At 59.9% G+C, this 14,061-nt stretch carries 26 protein-coding genes; all 26 read right to left on the bottom strand.

Annotation, left to right across the window (positions count from 1 at the left end; translation table 11 throughout):
* Nucleotides 1-84: 84 nt before the first annotated feature.
* Nucleotides 85-474, bottom strand: coding sequence for a 30S ribosomal protein S11 (rpsK, locus tag ACT53S_RS14285; protein WP_112641742.1), 390 nt, complete (start codon nt 472-474; stop codon nt 85-87).
* Nucleotides 475-602: 128 nt separating this feature from the next.
* Nucleotides 603-971 carry a 30S ribosomal protein S13 gene (gene rpsM, locus ACT53S_RS14280; RefSeq protein ID WP_113378235.1) on the bottom strand — a complete coding sequence of 123 codons (369 nt, stop codon included), beginning with the start codon at nt 969-971 and terminating at the stop codon, nt 603-605.
* 231 nt (nt 972-1,202) lie between these two features.
* A complete protein-coding gene (locus tag ACT53S_RS14275; protein WP_476067493.1) occupies nt 1,203-1,853 on the bottom strand; it encodes an adenylate kinase in 651 nt (216 codons plus the stop codon).
* Nucleotides 1,850-3,190, bottom strand: coding sequence for a preprotein translocase subunit SecY (secY, locus tag ACT53S_RS14270; RefSeq protein ID WP_113378237.1), 1,341 nt, complete (start codon nt 3,188-3,190; stop codon nt 1,850-1,852). Before secY ends, ACT53S_RS14275 begins: the two co-directional genes overlap by 4 nt.
* Before the next feature lie 236 nt (nt 3,191-3,426).
* On the bottom strand, nt 3,427-3,906 hold the full coding sequence (gene rplO, locus ACT53S_RS14265) for a 50S ribosomal protein L15 (RefSeq protein WP_113378238.1): 480 nt from the start codon (nt 3,904-3,906) through the stop codon (nt 3,427-3,429).
* A 16-nt stretch (nt 3,907-3,922) separates the two neighbouring features.
* On the bottom strand, nt 3,923-4,132 hold the full coding sequence (gene rpmD / locus ACT53S_RS14260; RefSeq protein WP_113378239.1) for a 50S ribosomal protein L30: 210 nt from the start codon (nt 4,130-4,132) through the stop codon (nt 3,923-3,925).
* 14 nt (nt 4,133-4,146) lie between these two features.
* Nucleotides 4,147-4,716: a 30S ribosomal protein S5 gene (rpsE, locus tag ACT53S_RS14255; protein WP_113378240.1), complete on the bottom strand. Its 570-nt coding sequence runs from the start codon at nt 4,714-4,716 to the stop codon at nt 4,147-4,149.
* 145 nt (nt 4,717-4,861) lie between these two features.
* A complete protein-coding gene (rplR, locus tag ACT53S_RS14250; RefSeq protein ID WP_113378241.1) occupies nt 4,862-5,224 on the bottom strand; it encodes a 50S ribosomal protein L18 in 363 nt (120 codons plus the stop codon).
* A 12-nt stretch (nt 5,225-5,236) separates the two neighbouring features.
* Nucleotides 5,237-5,770 (bottom strand): 50S ribosomal protein L6, encoded by a 534-nt coding sequence (gene rplF, locus ACT53S_RS14245; RefSeq protein WP_113378242.1) that lies wholly within the window; start codon nt 5,768-5,770, stop codon nt 5,237-5,239.
* Between the two features lie 44 nt (nt 5,771-5,814).
* Nucleotides 5,815-6,213, bottom strand: a complete 399-nt coding sequence (gene rpsH / locus ACT53S_RS14240; protein WP_113378243.1) for a 30S ribosomal protein S8 — start codon at nt 6,211-6,213, stop codon at nt 5,815-5,817.
* 12 nt (nt 6,214-6,225) lie between these two features.
* On the bottom strand, nt 6,226-6,531 hold the full coding sequence (rpsN, locus tag ACT53S_RS14235; protein WP_113378244.1) for a 30S ribosomal protein S14: 306 nt from the start codon (nt 6,529-6,531) through the stop codon (nt 6,226-6,228).
* A gap of 33 nt (nt 6,532-6,564) precedes the next feature.
* Nucleotides 6,565-7,122, bottom strand: coding sequence for a 50S ribosomal protein L5 (gene rplE / locus ACT53S_RS14230; protein ID WP_113378245.1), 558 nt, complete (start codon nt 7,120-7,122; stop codon nt 6,565-6,567).
* Nucleotides 7,115-7,423, bottom strand: a complete 309-nt coding sequence (gene rplX, locus ACT53S_RS14225; RefSeq protein WP_113378246.1) for a 50S ribosomal protein L24 — start codon at nt 7,421-7,423, stop codon at nt 7,115-7,117. Before rplX ends, rplE begins: the two co-directional genes overlap by 8 nt.
* A gap of 14 nt (nt 7,424-7,437) precedes the next feature.
* Entirely contained in the window at nt 7,438-7,806 is a 369-nt protein-coding gene (gene rplN, locus ACT53S_RS14220; RefSeq protein WP_006728677.1) for a 50S ribosomal protein L14, read from the bottom strand.
* A gap of 230 nt (nt 7,807-8,036) precedes the next feature.
* Nucleotides 8,037-8,273 (bottom strand): 30S ribosomal protein S17, encoded by a 237-nt coding sequence (gene rpsQ, locus ACT53S_RS14215; RefSeq protein WP_113378247.1) that lies wholly within the window; start codon nt 8,271-8,273, stop codon nt 8,037-8,039.
* A gap of 13 nt (nt 8,274-8,286) precedes the next feature.
* A complete protein-coding gene (gene rpmC / locus ACT53S_RS14210) occupies nt 8,287-8,487 on the bottom strand; it encodes a 50S ribosomal protein L29 (protein ID WP_028735898.1) in 201 nt (66 codons plus the stop codon).
* 11 nt (nt 8,488-8,498) lie between these two features.
* On the bottom strand, nt 8,499-8,912 hold the full coding sequence (rplP, locus tag ACT53S_RS14205) for a 50S ribosomal protein L16 (RefSeq protein WP_015915745.1): 414 nt from the start codon (nt 8,910-8,912) through the stop codon (nt 8,499-8,501).
* Nucleotides 8,913-8,951: 39 nt separating this feature from the next.
* Nucleotides 8,952-9,683 (bottom strand): 30S ribosomal protein S3, encoded by a 732-nt coding sequence (rpsC, locus tag ACT53S_RS14200; RefSeq protein ID WP_113378248.1) that lies wholly within the window; start codon nt 9,681-9,683, stop codon nt 8,952-8,954.
* Nucleotides 9,683-10,072, bottom strand: coding sequence for a 50S ribosomal protein L22 (rplV, locus tag ACT53S_RS14195; protein WP_062282888.1), 390 nt, complete (start codon nt 10,070-10,072; stop codon nt 9,683-9,685). The genes rpsC and rplV overlap by 1 nt, the downstream gene beginning before the upstream one ends.
* A 2-nt stretch (nt 10,073-10,074) precedes the next feature.
* Entirely contained in the window at nt 10,075-10,353 is a 279-nt protein-coding gene (gene rpsS, locus ACT53S_RS14190) for a 30S ribosomal protein S19 (protein ID WP_062282885.1), read from the bottom strand.
* Nucleotides 10,354-10,368: 15 nt separating this feature from the next.
* The gene (rplB, locus tag ACT53S_RS14185) at nt 10,369-11,205 is read right to left on the bottom strand and encodes a 50S ribosomal protein L2 (protein WP_113378249.1); all 837 of its coding nucleotides are present in this window, start codon (nt 11,203-11,205) and stop codon (nt 10,369-10,371) included.
* Nucleotides 11,206-11,222: 17 nt separating this feature from the next.
* Complete coding sequence (locus ACT53S_RS14180) at nt 11,223-11,516, bottom strand: 50S ribosomal protein L23 (protein WP_062282880.1); 294 nt, start codon at nt 11,514-11,516, stop codon at nt 11,223-11,225.
* Nucleotides 11,513-12,133 carry a 50S ribosomal protein L4 gene (gene rplD / locus ACT53S_RS14175; RefSeq protein ID WP_113378250.1) on the bottom strand — a complete coding sequence of 207 codons (621 nt, stop codon included), beginning with the start codon at nt 12,131-12,133 and terminating at the stop codon, nt 11,513-11,515. Before rplD ends, ACT53S_RS14180 begins: the two co-directional genes overlap by 4 nt.
* 13 nt (nt 12,134-12,146) lie before the next feature.
* A complete protein-coding gene (rplC, locus tag ACT53S_RS14170; protein ID WP_113378251.1) occupies nt 12,147-12,785 on the bottom strand; it encodes a 50S ribosomal protein L3 in 639 nt (212 codons plus the stop codon).
* Between the two features lie 173 nt (nt 12,786-12,958).
* Nucleotides 12,959-13,267, bottom strand: a complete 309-nt coding sequence (rpsJ, locus tag ACT53S_RS14165) for a 30S ribosomal protein S10 (protein ID WP_009109911.1) — start codon at nt 13,265-13,267, stop codon at nt 12,959-12,961.
* A gap of 374 nt (nt 13,268-13,641) precedes the next feature.
* A partial coding sequence (locus tag ACT53S_RS14160; protein WP_476067492.1) for an EF-Tu C-terminal domain-related protein occupies nt 13,642-14,061 on the bottom strand: 420 nt, incomplete at its 5' end.

Genomic DNA, 14,061 nt, shown 5'->3' with positions numbered 1-14,061 from the left:
GTTCGCCATCACCATTCAATCGTGACGGCCGAATATGAGAAGCACCGGGAAGGCGAAACGCCCGCCCGGCAAGACGAAGGATGATCAGACGCGACGCTTCTTGCGCGGACGGCAGCCATTGTGCGGGATCGGGGTCACGTCGCGGATGGACGTGATCATGAAGCCGGCAGCCTGAAGGGCGCGCAGAGCGGATTCACGACCCGAACCCGGACCGCAGACTTCCACTTCCAGAGACTTCATGCCGTGTTCCTGGGCCTTCTTGGCGCAGTCTTCAGCAGCGATCTGGGCAGCAAACGGGGTCGACTTACGCGAACCCTTGAAGCCCTTGGCACCAGCAGACGACCAGGCAATGGCGTTGCCCTGTGCGTCGGTGATGGTGATCATCGTGTTGTTGAAGGTCGAGTTGACGTGGGCAACGCCCGACGAGATATTCTTGCGTTCGCGACGGCGGACGCGTGCGGCTTCCTTGGCCATGGTCTTCCTTTCAGTTGATCTAAGCACCGCCGTAATGCCAGCGGCTACACCAATCGGGGCAACAGGATGAAGGCAGTGGGCACCAGGTCACCCTGCTGCCCACTGCCTTTTCCCAATGCCACGAAAAATTACTTCTTCTTACCAGCGATCGCCTTCGCCGGACCCTTGCGGGTGCGGGCGTTGGTGTGCGTGCGCTGACCGCGAACCGGCAGACCACGACGATGGCGCAGGCCACGGTAGCAGCCGAGGTCCATCAGACGCTTGATGTTCATCGCGGTTTCGCGACGCAGGTCACCTTCGACCTGGTAATCGCGGTCGATGGTTTCGCGGATCTGGAGAACTTCAGCGTCGGTCAGCTGGTGAACGCGCTTGTCAGCCGGAAGACCGACCTTCTCCATGATTTCCTGTGCGAACTTCGGGCCGATCCCGTGAATATAGGTCAGCGCGATAACAACGCGCTTCGCAGTCGGGATGTTGACGCCAGCGATACGTGCCACGCCTATTCTCCTTGCTTCCAGTTGCCATCCGGCAAGTGGTGTCTCGTTACACGGCCCAGATGGACCGCAATTACAAATCGGGTTCTCGACAAACCAAAACGATCGAACCCGGTCTCCCAGCGTTTTGGAAGAACGCGCCGATCGCAGTCATGTCGCGAGTTGGCGCGGTCTTTAACGGAATCGGTCACCAAAAGCAACCGGCCCCGCGAAGATTCTTGGAATCCGCCGGGTTCAGAGCCCGGCGAGGATGGCCTCGATCTCGCCGGTGACGGCATCGATCTCACCCATGCCGTCGACCGAATGCAGCTTACCCTTGGCGTGGTAATAGCCGATCAGCGGCGAGGTTTCCTTGTAGTAGGCCTGAAGGCGGGTGCGTACCGTTTCGCGATTGTCGTCCGGACGACGCTTGAAGTGGGTGGAACCGCACTTGTCGCAGACGCCCTCCACCTTCGGCTTCAGGTTTTCGTCGTGATAACCGGCGCCGCAATTGGCGCAGGTGTAGCGGCCGGCGATTCGGTCGGCGAGGATCTCGTCGTCGACGCGGATCTCGATCACGGCCGACAGGTCGAGATTCTTGCCGGACAGCATGGCTTCGGTGGCGTCCGCCTGAACGAGCGTGCGCGGGAAACCATCGAGGATGAAGCCATTGGCGCAGTCGGGCGCATCGATGCGCTCGGAAACGATGGCGATGACGATCTCGTCGGAAACGAGCTTGCCGGCGTCCATGACGGCCTTGGCGCGCTTGCCAACCTCCGTGCCGGCGGCAACCGCGGCACGAAGCATGTCACCTGTGGAGAGCTGCGGGATGCCGTGCTTCTCCACGATCCGCTGGGCCTGGGTCCCCTTCCCCGCGCCCGGCGGTCCTAACAGAATCAGTCTCATCGTCCCCTCTTTCCTCCACGCAGCTTCGACTTCTTGATCAGGCCTTCATATTGCTGGGCGATCAGATGTCCCTGAATCTGTGCTACAGTATCAAGGGTGACGCTGACAACAATCAAAAGCGACGTACCACCAAGGGCTAATGGGATGCCGGTGCGTGCGATGAGGATTTCGGGAAGAATGCAGACGAAGACCAGATAGATCGCGCCGATGACCGTGATGCGGGTCAGCACGTAGTCGATGTATTCGGCCGTGCGGTCGCCGGGGCGGATGCCCGGGATGAAGCCGCCATGCTTCTTCAGATTGTCGGCCGTGTCCTTCGGGTTGAAGACGATCGCGGTGTAGAAGAAGGCGAAGAAGGCGATCAGGGCGCCGTACATCAGCATGTAGACCGGCTGGCCGTGGCTGAGGGAGGCAATGATCGTGGTCGCCCAGGCCGGCATCTGCGACGTGCCGGCAAAACCTGCGGCAGTTGCGGGCAGCAGCAGCAGCGAAGATGCGAAGATCGCCGGGATGACGCCCGAAGTGTTGAGCTTCAGCGGCAGGTGCGAGGTGTCGCCCTGGAACATGCGGTTGCCGACCTGACGCTTCGGATACTGGATCAGAAGGCGGCGCTGGGCTCGTTCGACGAAGACGATCAGCGCGATGACGCCGATGGCGACGATGATGACCGCAAAGATCAGGAAGGTCGAGAGCGCGCCGGTGCGGCCGAGTTCGAGCGTGTGGGCAATGGCGGTCGGCAGGCCAGCGGCGATGCCGGCGAAGATGATCAGAGAAATGCCGTTGCCGATGCCGCGCGAGGTGATCTGCTCACCGAGCCACATCAGGAACATGGTGCCACCGAGCAGCGTCAGAACGGTCGACACCTTGAAGAAGATGCCTGGGTCAACCACGATACCCTGGCCGGACTCGAGGCCCACTGCAATGCCATAGGCCTGCAGCGCGCCGAGCAGAACGGTGCCGTAGCGGGTGTACTGGTTGATGATCTTGCGACCCTGTTCGCCCTCTTTCTTCAGCTGCTCCAGAGCGGGCACGACCGAGGTCATGAGCTGAACGATGATCGAGGCGGAGATATAGGGCATGATGCCGAGCGCGAAGATCGCCATGCGCTGGACAGCGCCGCCCGCAAACATGTTGAAAAGGCCGAGAATGCCGCCCGACTGGCCCTGGAAGGCCTGGGCATAAGCTTCGGGATTGAGGCCGGGCAGCGGAATATGCGTGCCGAGGCGATAGACCAGCAATGCGGCCAGAGTGAACCACAGGCGCTTCTTCAGATCTTCCGCCTTGGCGAAAGTCGAGAAGTTGAGGTTCGAGGCCAGTTGTTCCGCTGCAGAAGCCATAAAATTCTCCGCAAACCTAGATCGACGCGACTTTCGCTGCCGTAGGCTGTTCGTTCAAACTGTTTTTTAAGAAAACAGGGCGCGGGGAGAAGTTGGCGAGCAACCGCATGCCTCACACCCTTGTTTTCCAGATGACCCGGAAGACGAAACGACGTCCATTCCGTCCTGGGATCGTGAGGCTCACATATGGGAGCAAAATCGCCCGGTGTGAAGCACCCCGGGCGATTGTCTGTCACTTATTCAGCGGCTTCCTTGGCTGCTTCGAGCAGCTTGGCCGAACCGCCGGCCTTTTCGATCTTCTCGACGGCGGCCTTGGAGGCGCCGGCAACTTCGACCGAGATCTTCGCCTTCAGCTCGCCGTCGGCGAGGATGCGAACGCCGTCCTTCGGACGACGGATGACGCCGGCTGCCTTGAGAGCCGCTGCATCGATCGTCGACTTGGCGTCGAGCTTGCCAGCATCGATCGCGGTCTGGATACGGCCGAGCGAAACGGTGACGTATTCCGATGCGAAGATGTTGGTGAAGCCGCGCTTCGGCAGGCGACGATAGATCGGCATCTGGCCGCCTTCGAAGCCGTTGATGGCGACGCCCGAACGAGCCTTCTGACCCTTCACACCACGACCACCGGTCTTGCCCTTGCCGGAACCAATACCGCGACCTACGCGGATACGGTCCTTGGAAGCGCCTTCGTTGTCTTTGATTTCATTCAGTTTCATGATGACTTCCCCCGTCTCACTTCTCGTCGACGACGCGAACGAGATGCTGGACAGCACGGATCATGCCACGAACGGAAGGCGTATCTTCCAGGGTGCGGACCCGGTGCATCTTGTTGAGGCCCAGACCCACCAGCGTTGCACGCTGGATTGCCGGACGGCGAATGGGCGAACCGATCTGCTCGATCGTGATCGTCTTTGCTTCAGTCTTCTTCGTAGCCTTAGCCATGGATCCGACTCCTCTTATTCGTCAGCAGCGTTGCCAGAGGCAGCGCGGCGAGCCTGGAGGGTTGCATACTTCAGACCACGCTGAGCAGCGATGTCCTTCGGATGAACCTGAGACTTCAGAGCGTCAAACGTGGCGCGAACCATGTTGTACGGGTTCGACGAACCGGTCGACTTGGCGACAACGTCGTGCATGCCGAGCGTCTCGAACACGGCGCGCATCGGGCCACCGGCGATGATACCGGTACCGGCCTTGGCGGCGCGCAGGAGAACCTTACCAGCGCCATGGCGACCATTGACGTCGTGGTGCAGGGTGCGGCCGTCACGCAGCGGAACGAAGATCAGTTCGCGCTTGGCAGCTTCGGTGGCCTTGCGGATGGCTTCCGGCACCTCACGTGCCTTGCCATGGCCGAAGCCAACGCGGCCCTTCTGGTCGCCGACGACGACGAGGGCGGCGAAGCCGAAGCGACGGCCACCCTTGACTACCTTGGCGACGCGGTTGATGGCGACCAGCTTGTCGACAAATTCGCTATCGCGTTCTTCACGGTTCTGGCGATCTTCGCGCGAACCACGCTTTTCTTGTGCCATTGTCCTTTTCCTTTTTCTTTTCCGGGTGCAATCGGCAGATTACGCAAAGTTCCACCCTGCCCTGACGGGTCAAGGTGGAATCCGGTGTGGCCGGCTCTATAGGCCGGATATCCGCCCGAACGCAAGCTCAGGCGGAAATTCTTTATCAGAAGGACAGACCGCCTTCGCGGGCAGCTTCTGCCAGGGCCTTGATGCGGCCGTGATAGATGAAGGCGCCACGGTCGAAGACCACTTCCTTCACGCCAGCCTTGACGGCACGCTCTGCAACCAGCTTGCCAACGGCAGCTGCTGCTGCGGTGTCGGCGCCGGTCTTGAGCTCGCCCTTCAGGCCGCCATCGAGCGTCGAAGCAGCGGCAAGGGTCTTGCCGGCAACGTCGTCGATGATCTGAGCGTAGATGTTCTTCGAAGAGCGATGTACCGACAGACGCGGACGGCCATTTGCCACCGCCTTGATCTGACGCCGTACGCGGTTCGCACGGCGAACAAGTGCTTCTTTTCTGCTTGCCATTTCGCGCGATCCTTACTTCTTCTTGCCTTCTTTGCGGACGATCCGCTCTTCGGCATACTTGACGCCCTTGCCCTTGTAGGGCTCCGGACCGCGATATTCGCGGATCTCGGCGGCAACCTGGCCGACCTGCTGCTTGTTGATGCCGGACACGACGATTTCGGTCGGCTTCGGAACAGCGATCGTGATGCCGACCGGCGGCTCGTATACGACGTCATGGCTGAAGCCGAGAGCCAGCTGCAGGTTCTTGCCCTGCAGGGCGGCACGGTAACCGACGCCGTTGATTTCGAGCTTGCGCTCGTAACCGTCCTTGACACCCTTGAAGATGTTCTCGACCATCGTGCGGGACATGCCCCACTTGGAACGAGCATCCTTGGTGTTGTTGATCGGCTGAACGACAACAGCGTTGTCTTCCAGCTTCACGGAGATTTCGTCGTTTGCGACGAAGAAGAGTTCACCCTTCGGGCCCTTTGCAGAGACCTTCTGGCCTTCGACAGAGGCGGTCACGCCAGCCGGAACCGGAACGGGCTTCTTACCGATACGAGACATAGTTTTTATCCTGTCTGTTCGCTATGGAGTTCCCCTGCGCTGTCTTAGAAGACAGAGCAGAGAACCTCACCACCAACGTTCTGTTCGCGAGCCTGGTGATCGGCCATCACGCCCTTCGGAGTCGAAAGGATGGTGATGCCGAGGCCGTTCGCGACCTGCGGGATGGACTTGACCGAGACATAAACTCGGCGGCCCGGCTTGGAGACGCGGCCGATTTCGCGAATGACCGAAGCACCTTCGTAGTACTTCAGTTCGATCGTGAGCTCGGACTTGCCATTGCCGTAATCGACCTGGCTGTAGCCGCGGATGTAACCTTCGGCCTGCAGAACATCGAGAACGCGGGCGCGCAGGTTCGAGGCCGGCGTGCTGACCGAGCTCTTGCGGCGTGCGGCGCCATTGCGGATGCGGGTGAGCATATCGCCCAACGGATCAGTCATCGTCATTTGCGCGTCTCCTTACCAGCTCGACTTGACAATGCCCGGAACCTTGCCGGAATTGCCGAGGTCGCGGAGTGCGATACGGGACATGCCGAGCTTGCGATAAAACGCACGCGGACGGCCGGTCACTTCGCAACGGTTGCGGATACGGGTCTTGGAACCATCGCGCGGCAGATCTGCCAGCTTCAATGTTGCCTTGAACCGCTCTTCAATCGGGAGCGACTGATTCATGATGATCGCCTTCAGCGCGGCCCGCTTTGCGGCGTGCTGACCGACCAACTTGCGGCGGCGCTTGTTCTTTTCAACTGCGCTTGTCTTCGCCATATGGAAGTTCCTTTTCTACGCTCGTCGTTACGGTTACGTGCGGAACGGGAAGTTGAACTCTTTCAGGAGAGCCCGTGCTTCGTCGTCCGTGTTTGCCGTCGTGCAAACGATGATGTCCATGCCCCACATCTGATCAACCTTGTCGTAGTTGATCTCAGGGAACACAATGTGCTCCTTGATGCCCATGGCGAAGTTGCCACGGCCGTCAAAGCTTTTCGGGTTCAGGCCCCGGAAGTCGCGAACGCGCGGAAGCGCGATATTGATCAGGCGGTCCAGGAATTCGTACATGCGGGCGCCGCGCAGGGTAACCTTCGCGCCGATCGGCATGTTTTCACGGACCTTGAAGCCGGCGATCGAGTTACGGGCGCGCGTGATGACCGGCTTCTGGCCGGCGATCGCTGCGAGGTCTGCCGCTGCAACCGTGGGCTTCTTGGAGTCGGCAGTTGCCTCGCCCACGCCCATGTTGATGACGATCTTGTCGAGCTTCGGGATCTGCATCTCGTTGGAGAACGAGAACTGCTCCTGCAGCGCTGCACGAATGCGCGTTACATACTCGGTCTTGAGCCGCGGCTCATACTTTGCCTCAGCCATCGATGACATCTCCCGAACGCTTGGCCACACGCACCTTCTTGCCGTCGACGACCGAGAAACCGACGCGAGTCGGCTTGCCGTCCTTGCCGACGATGGCAATGTTCGACAGGTGAATGGATGCTTCCTTGTTGATGATGCCGGCTTCCTGCGTCTGAGTCTGACGCTGATGGCGCTTCACCATGTTGATACCGCGCACCACGGCGCGATCTTCCTTCGGCAGAACCTGGAGGACTTCGCCAGTGCGGCCCTTGTCCTTGCCGGTGAGTACGACGACGTTGTCGCCCTTGCGGATCTTATTCATCGCTTCCCGCTCCCTTACAGTACTTCTGGAGCCAGCGAGATGATCTTCATGTGGTTCTTGGCGCGGAGTTCGCGCGGAACCGGTCCGAAGATACGGGTGCCGATCGGCTCTTTCTTGTTGTCGATAAGAACAGCTGCGTTGTTGTCGAATCGAATGACGCTGCCGTCGGCGCGACGGATGTCCTTGGCGGTGCGAACGACAACCGCCTTCATCACGTCACCCTTCTTCACGCGGCCGCGCGGGATCGCTTCCTTGATCGAAACGACGATGATGTCGCCGATCGAAGCGTACTTCCGCTTGGAGCCGCCCAGCACCTTGATGCACATGACACGACGTGCGCCGGAATTATCCGCCACGTCGAGGTTAGTCTGCATCTGAATCATGTCAGGTCGCCTTCTTGTTGTAACCCGAACGGTTGGGCATACGCCCCCTATCCGGGCTTATGATAAATTTCGAGAGTGCGCGGGAAGATAAATACAGGGTGGTTTCCCATAAGGGACCTTCCGTGCGCTCAAAGCAAAAAGAACGCCCGATTCCGAGCGTTCTCAGCCAGTGGCCTGCTTCATACAGATTTCTGCGCAAGGTGCAAGCCCTTGCGCAGAAAGTCCGTAAATTAAGCCTGGGCGGCGATTACCGTCCAGCGCTTGTCCTTGGAGATCGGTGCGCATTCCTCGATGGAAACGACGTCACCGGTCTTGTACTGGTTGTTCTCGTCATGGGCCTTGTACTTCTTCGACCGGCGAACGGTCTTCTGAAGCAAGGGATGTGCAAATCGACGCTCGACGCGAACAACGACGGTCTTGTCGTTCTTGTCGCTGACAACTACGCCCTGCAGAATGCGTTTCGGCATATTCTTCTGGTCCTTAGGCCTTGGCTTCTGCCGCCTTCTGGCGGGCAATGGTTTTCACGCGTGCGATGTCACGACGAACTTCCTGGATGCGGGAAGACTTTTCAAGCTGGCCCGTCGCCTTCTGGAAGCGCAGATTGAACTGCTCCTTCTTCAGCTTGGCAAGCTCGTCGTTCAGCTGATCGGCGCTCATGGCGCGTACGTCTGCGGCTTTCATCGGCTTGATCCTCACTCTGCAATGCGCTGTACGAAGCGCGTCTTGACCGAGAGCTTGGCCGAGCCCAGACGAAGCGCTTCGCGAGCGATCTCCTCGGACACACCGTCGATCTCGAACATCATTCGGCCGGGCTTGACCTTGCATGCCCAGTATTCGACCGAACCCTTACCCTTACCCATACGAACTTCGGTCGGCTTAGCCGTGACCGGAACGTCAGGGAATACGCGGATCCACACACGGCCCGCACGCTTCATGTAGCGCGTGATCGCACGACGGGCTGCTTCGATTTCGCGAGCATTCACGCGGTTCGGTTCCAGAGCCTTGAGGCCGAATTCACCGAATGCCAGATCAAAACCGCCCTTGGCGACGCCCTTGATGCGGCCCTTGAACTGCTTGCGGTACTTTGTACGCTTTGGCTGCAACATTTTCTTACTTCTCCGAGCTTATCTTTCGCCAGCGTTCAATCAAGCGTTCTCGCGGCGACGGTCGCCACGATCACCGCGTTCACGGCTTGCCGGACCCTGGGCATCGCCCTCGAGTGCACGACGCTCAGACGCCATCGGATCATGCTCAAGGATTTCGCCCTTGAAGATCCAAACCTTGACGCCGCAGATGCCGTAGGCGGTTTCTGCTTCCGACGTGCCGTAGTCGATGTCGGCGCGCAGGGTGTGAAGCGGAACGCGGCCTTCGCGGTACCATTCGGTACGAGCGATTTCGGCACCGCCGAGACGACCGGCGCAGGTGATCTTGATGCCTTCGGCACCCAGACGCATGGCCGACTGTACGGCGCGCTTCATGGCGCGACGGAACGCGATACGACGCTCGAGCTGCTGGGTGATCGACTGGGCAACGAGCGTTGCGTCGACCTCCGGCTTGCGCACTTCAACGATGTTGAGGTGCGTTTCCGAGTTCGTCATCGACGAGATCTTCTTGCGAAGCTTCTCGATGTCCGCACCCTTCTTGCCGATGATCAGACCCGGACGCGCCGAGTGGATCGTGACGCGGCACTTCTTGTGCGGACGCTCGATGACCACCTTGGCGATGCCGGCCTGCTTCAGCTCTTCCATCAGGTAAGCGCGGATCTTCAGGTCTTCGTGCAGCAGCTTGCCATACTCGGCATTGTCCGCGAACCAGCGGCTATCCCAAGTGCGGTTGATGCCCAGGCGAAAACCTGTCGGATTGATTTTCTGACCCATTATGCGGCCTCCCCTTTGGCTTCGACTTCGCGCACGACGATCGTCAGGTGCGAGAACGGCTTTTCGATGCGCGATGCGCGGCCGCGGCCACGAGCGTGGAAACGCTTCATGGTGATCGACTTGCCAACATAGGCTTCGGCGACGATCAGCTGATCGACGTCGAGGTCATGGTTGTTCTCGGCGTTTGCGATTGCCGATTCCAGGGTCTTCTTGACCGTGCCGGCAATGCGCTTGCGGGAGAATTCCAGGTCAGCGAGAGCGCGCTCGACCTTCTTGCCGCGGATGAGCGCGGCAACCAGGTTGAGCTTCTGGGGGCTGACGCGGATCGTGCGCGCAATGGCTTGCGCCTCGTTGTCCTTCAGCCGGCGTTCGGCTTTTGCCTTGCCCATCGTTACTTCCTCTTCGCCTTCTTGTCCGCACCGTGACCGTAATAGGTCCGGGTGGGAGCGAATTCACCGAACTTGTGGCCGACCATGTCTTCGTTGACAGAGACGGGCACATGCTTGCTGCCGTTGTAGACGCCGAAGGTGAGACCGACGAACTGCGGCAGGATGGTGGAGCGACGGCTCCACATCTTGATCACTTCACTGCGGCCGCCTTCACGAACCTTCTCAGCCTTCTTGAGAAGATAGCCGTCAACGAACGGGCCTTTCCATACTGAACGAGCCATTTCTGACTACCTCTCTTACTTCTTCTTCAGGTGGCGCGAGCGCATGATGAACTTGTCGGTCGACTTGTTCGAGCGGGTCCGCTTACCCTTGGTGGGCTTACCCCACGGGGAAACCGGGTGACGACCACCCGACGTGCGGCCTTCACCACCACCATGGGGGTGGTCGACCGGGTTCATGACGACACCGCGGTTATGCGGGGTCTTGCCGCGCCAGCGGGTACGACCCGCCTTGCCATCATTGATGTTGCCGTGGTCCGGGTTGGAAACGGCGCCGATGGTGGCCAGGCAGGAGCCCGGGACCAGACGCTGTTCACCCGAGTTCAGGCGAAGGATTGCCATGCCGGCATCACGGCCGACCAGCTGAACGTAAGTGCCTGCAGAGCGGGCGATCTGACCGCCCTTGCCCGGCTTCATTTCCACGTTGTGGATGATGGAGCCGACCGGGATGTACTGCAGCGGCATGGTGTTGCCGGGCTTTACGTCGACAGCCTTCTCGGAAGCGATCACCTTGTCGCCGGCAGCAAGACGCTGCGGAGCCAGGATGTAGGCCTGTTCGCCGTCGGCATAGCTGACGAGCGCGATGAAGGCGGTGCGGTTCGGGTCGTATTCCAGACGCTCGACGGTGCCTTCAACGTCGAACTTACGACGCTTGAAGTCGACCAGACGATAGGTGCGCTTGTGACCACCACCGATGAAGCGAGCCGTGATGCGGCCGAGGTTGTTACGACCACCGCTCTTGTTCAGACCTTCCGTCAGCGCCTTGACCGGCTTGCCCTTCCAGAGGCCAGAGCGGTCGACGATGACCAGCTGGCGCTGGCTCGGGGTCGTCGGATTATAGCTTTTCAATGCCATTGTTCTTGTTCCCTACCTCAGACGCCCGTCGACACGTCGATGGACTGACCTTCAGCGAGCGTAACGATCGCCTTCTTGACGTCCTTCTGCTTGCCGATGAAGCCGCGGAAACGCTTTGTCTTGCCCTTGCGGAGCAGCGTATTGACGGCGGTGACCTTGACGCCAAAGAGAGCCTCGACAGCAGCCTTGATTTCCGGCTTGCTGGCGCCCTTGGCGACGTTGAAGACAACCTGGTTGTTCTCAGATACCATGGTCGACTTTTCCGTGATCGACGGAGACACGATCACGTCGTAGTGGCGAAGATCCGTCATTTGAACCGCTCCTCCAGAGCTTCCACAGCAGCCTTCGACAGGACGAGCTTGCCGCGGCGCAGGATGTCATAAACGTTGATGCCCTGAACCGGCAGAACATCGATGTTCGGGATGTTTGCGGCAGCGAGCTTGAAGTTGCTGTCGATTTCGGCACCGCCGATGACGAGAGCGTTGGTGAGGCCGAGCGACGCGAAGGTGCCGACGAGAGCCTTGGTCTTGGCTTCAGCCGCAACCAGATTGTCAACGATGATCAGGTCTTCCGACTTCAGCTTGGCCGAGAGAGCGTGACGCAGAGCAAGGGCGCGAACCTTCTTCGGCAGGTCATGGGCGTGGCTGCGAACAACCGGGCCATGAGCCTTACCACCGCCGCGGAACTGCGGGGCGCGAGCCGAATGGTGACGAGCACGGCCGGTGCCCTTCTGCTTGTACATCTTCGCACCGGTGCGCGAGACTTCAGCGCGGGTCTTGGCCTTGTGGGTGCCCTGACGCTTCTTGGCCAGCTGGTAGCGAACCATGCGGGCGATGATGTCTTCACGCGGCTCCAGGCCGAAGATTTCGTCAGACAGAGAAACCTTGCCGGCGTCCGTGCCCGAGAGGGTCTTGACGTTCAATTCCATGTGCTTGGCTCCCTTACTTCGCCGACTTCACGGCGTCGCGGACGATGATCCAGGAACCCTTGGAGCCGGGAACTGCGCCCTTTACCAGGATGAGACCACGATCTTCATCGGTCGAAACGACTTCGAGGTTCTGGGTGGTGACGCGGGTCTGGCCCATGTGACCAGCCATGCGCTTGCCCTTCCAGACACGGCCCGGATCCTGGTTGGAACCGGTCGAACCGTGCGAACGGTGCGAAACGGAAACACCGTGGGTCGCGCGAAGACCACCGAAGTTGTGGCGCTTCATCGCACCGGCAAAACCCTTACCGATGGTGGTGCCGGTGACATCGACGAGCTGGCCAGCCGAAAAATGGCTTGCGGTCAGCTGCGAGCCGACGTCGATGAGGTTGTCTTCGGAGACGCGGAATTCAACGAGCTTGGCCTTGGGCTCAACGCTCGCGGCTGCGAAGTGACCGCGAAGGCCCTTCGACGTGTTCTTGACCTTGGACGTGCCGGCACCGAGCTGCAGCGCGACGTAGCCGTTCTTGTCGGCAGTCCGCTGAGCCACGACCTGTACGTTGTCGAGACGCAGAACTGTTACCGGGACATGTTCGCCGGCGTCGTTGTAGACGCGGGTCATTCCCACTTTCTGTGCAATCACACCTGAACGCATTGGTTCATTCCTCTTGAGAGTCGCGGACGGGATCTCGCGATCCTGACCTTTCCTCTTTGTTTAAGGATTCCACTCCGGCCCTTCCGAACCTTCGGGTTTCCCGTTTCGAGAAGTCGTTGGCAGGTCTTGCCACGTACCTTCCTTGTTATTTCGGCTCTCGCCGGAATTCCTTCTTAGAGCTTGATCTCGACGTCGACACCGGCAGCCAGGTCGAGCTTCATCAGCGCGTCCACGGTCTGGGGGGTCGGATCAACGATATCGAGCAGGCGCTTATGCGTGCGCATTTCAAACTGTTCGCGGCTCTTCTTGTCGACGTGAGGCGAACGGTTGACGGTAAATTTTTCAATGCGTGTCGGGAGCGGAACCGGGCCGCGGACGCTGGCACCGGTGCGCTTTGCCGTCTGCACGATTTCGCGCGTGGAGGCATCGAGAACCCGGTGATCAAACGCCTTGAGGCGGATGCGGATATTCTGGCCGTTCATTCGACTTGTCCTTGTTTCTTTTCTTGCGTCCCGCATACGCAGAGACAGTGAATTACCATGACTGGCCGGCCCCAAATTTTCAAAAATCACAGCGACATCCTGGATGCCGCTGTCACTCTTCTATTCCTGAGGAGCCCTGCCGAACTCGACCCGTTGCCAGGCCTTCAAAACTGCAGCGCTGAGAATCCGCGGCGCAAATCACCGCTCGATTCTGATCGTGGCCGGCGACATACACCGCAAACGGCCTCCCGTCAATCGGTCAAACCGACCGAAATGCCGAGCTCTGCCCGAACTGCACGACTGGCTTGCACCAGAGGCAGCAGAAAACGCGAAGCGGCCTCGGACCGAAGCCCGAGGCCGCCTCCCAAAGTCGATTACTCGATGATCGAAGCGACGATGCCGGCGCCGACGGTGCGGCCGCCTTCGCGGATTGCGAAGCGCAGCTTTTCTTCCATCGCGATCGGAACGATCAGCTCAACCTGAACCGTCACGTTGTCGCCAGGCATAACCATTTCCGTGCCTTCCGGCAGCGAAACGATGCCCGTCACGTCCGTCGTGCGGAAGTAGAACTGCGGACGGTAGTTGGTGAAGAACGGCGTATGACGGCCGCCTTCTTCCTTCGTCAGGATGTAGGCTTCAGCCATGAACTTCTTGTGCGGCTTGACCGAACCCGGCTTGCACAGGATCTGACCACGCTCAACGCCGTCACGGTTCACACCGCGAACGAGAGCACCGATGTTGTCGCCGGCCTGGCCCTGGTCGAGCAGCTTGCGGAACATTTCAACGCCGGTGAC

The sequence above is a fragment of the Allorhizobium sp. DMC15 genome, assembly GCF_056314065.1.
The sequence above is the reverse complement of the archived record's forward strand: the minus strand, read 5'-3'. Positions and strand labels throughout refer to the sequence as shown.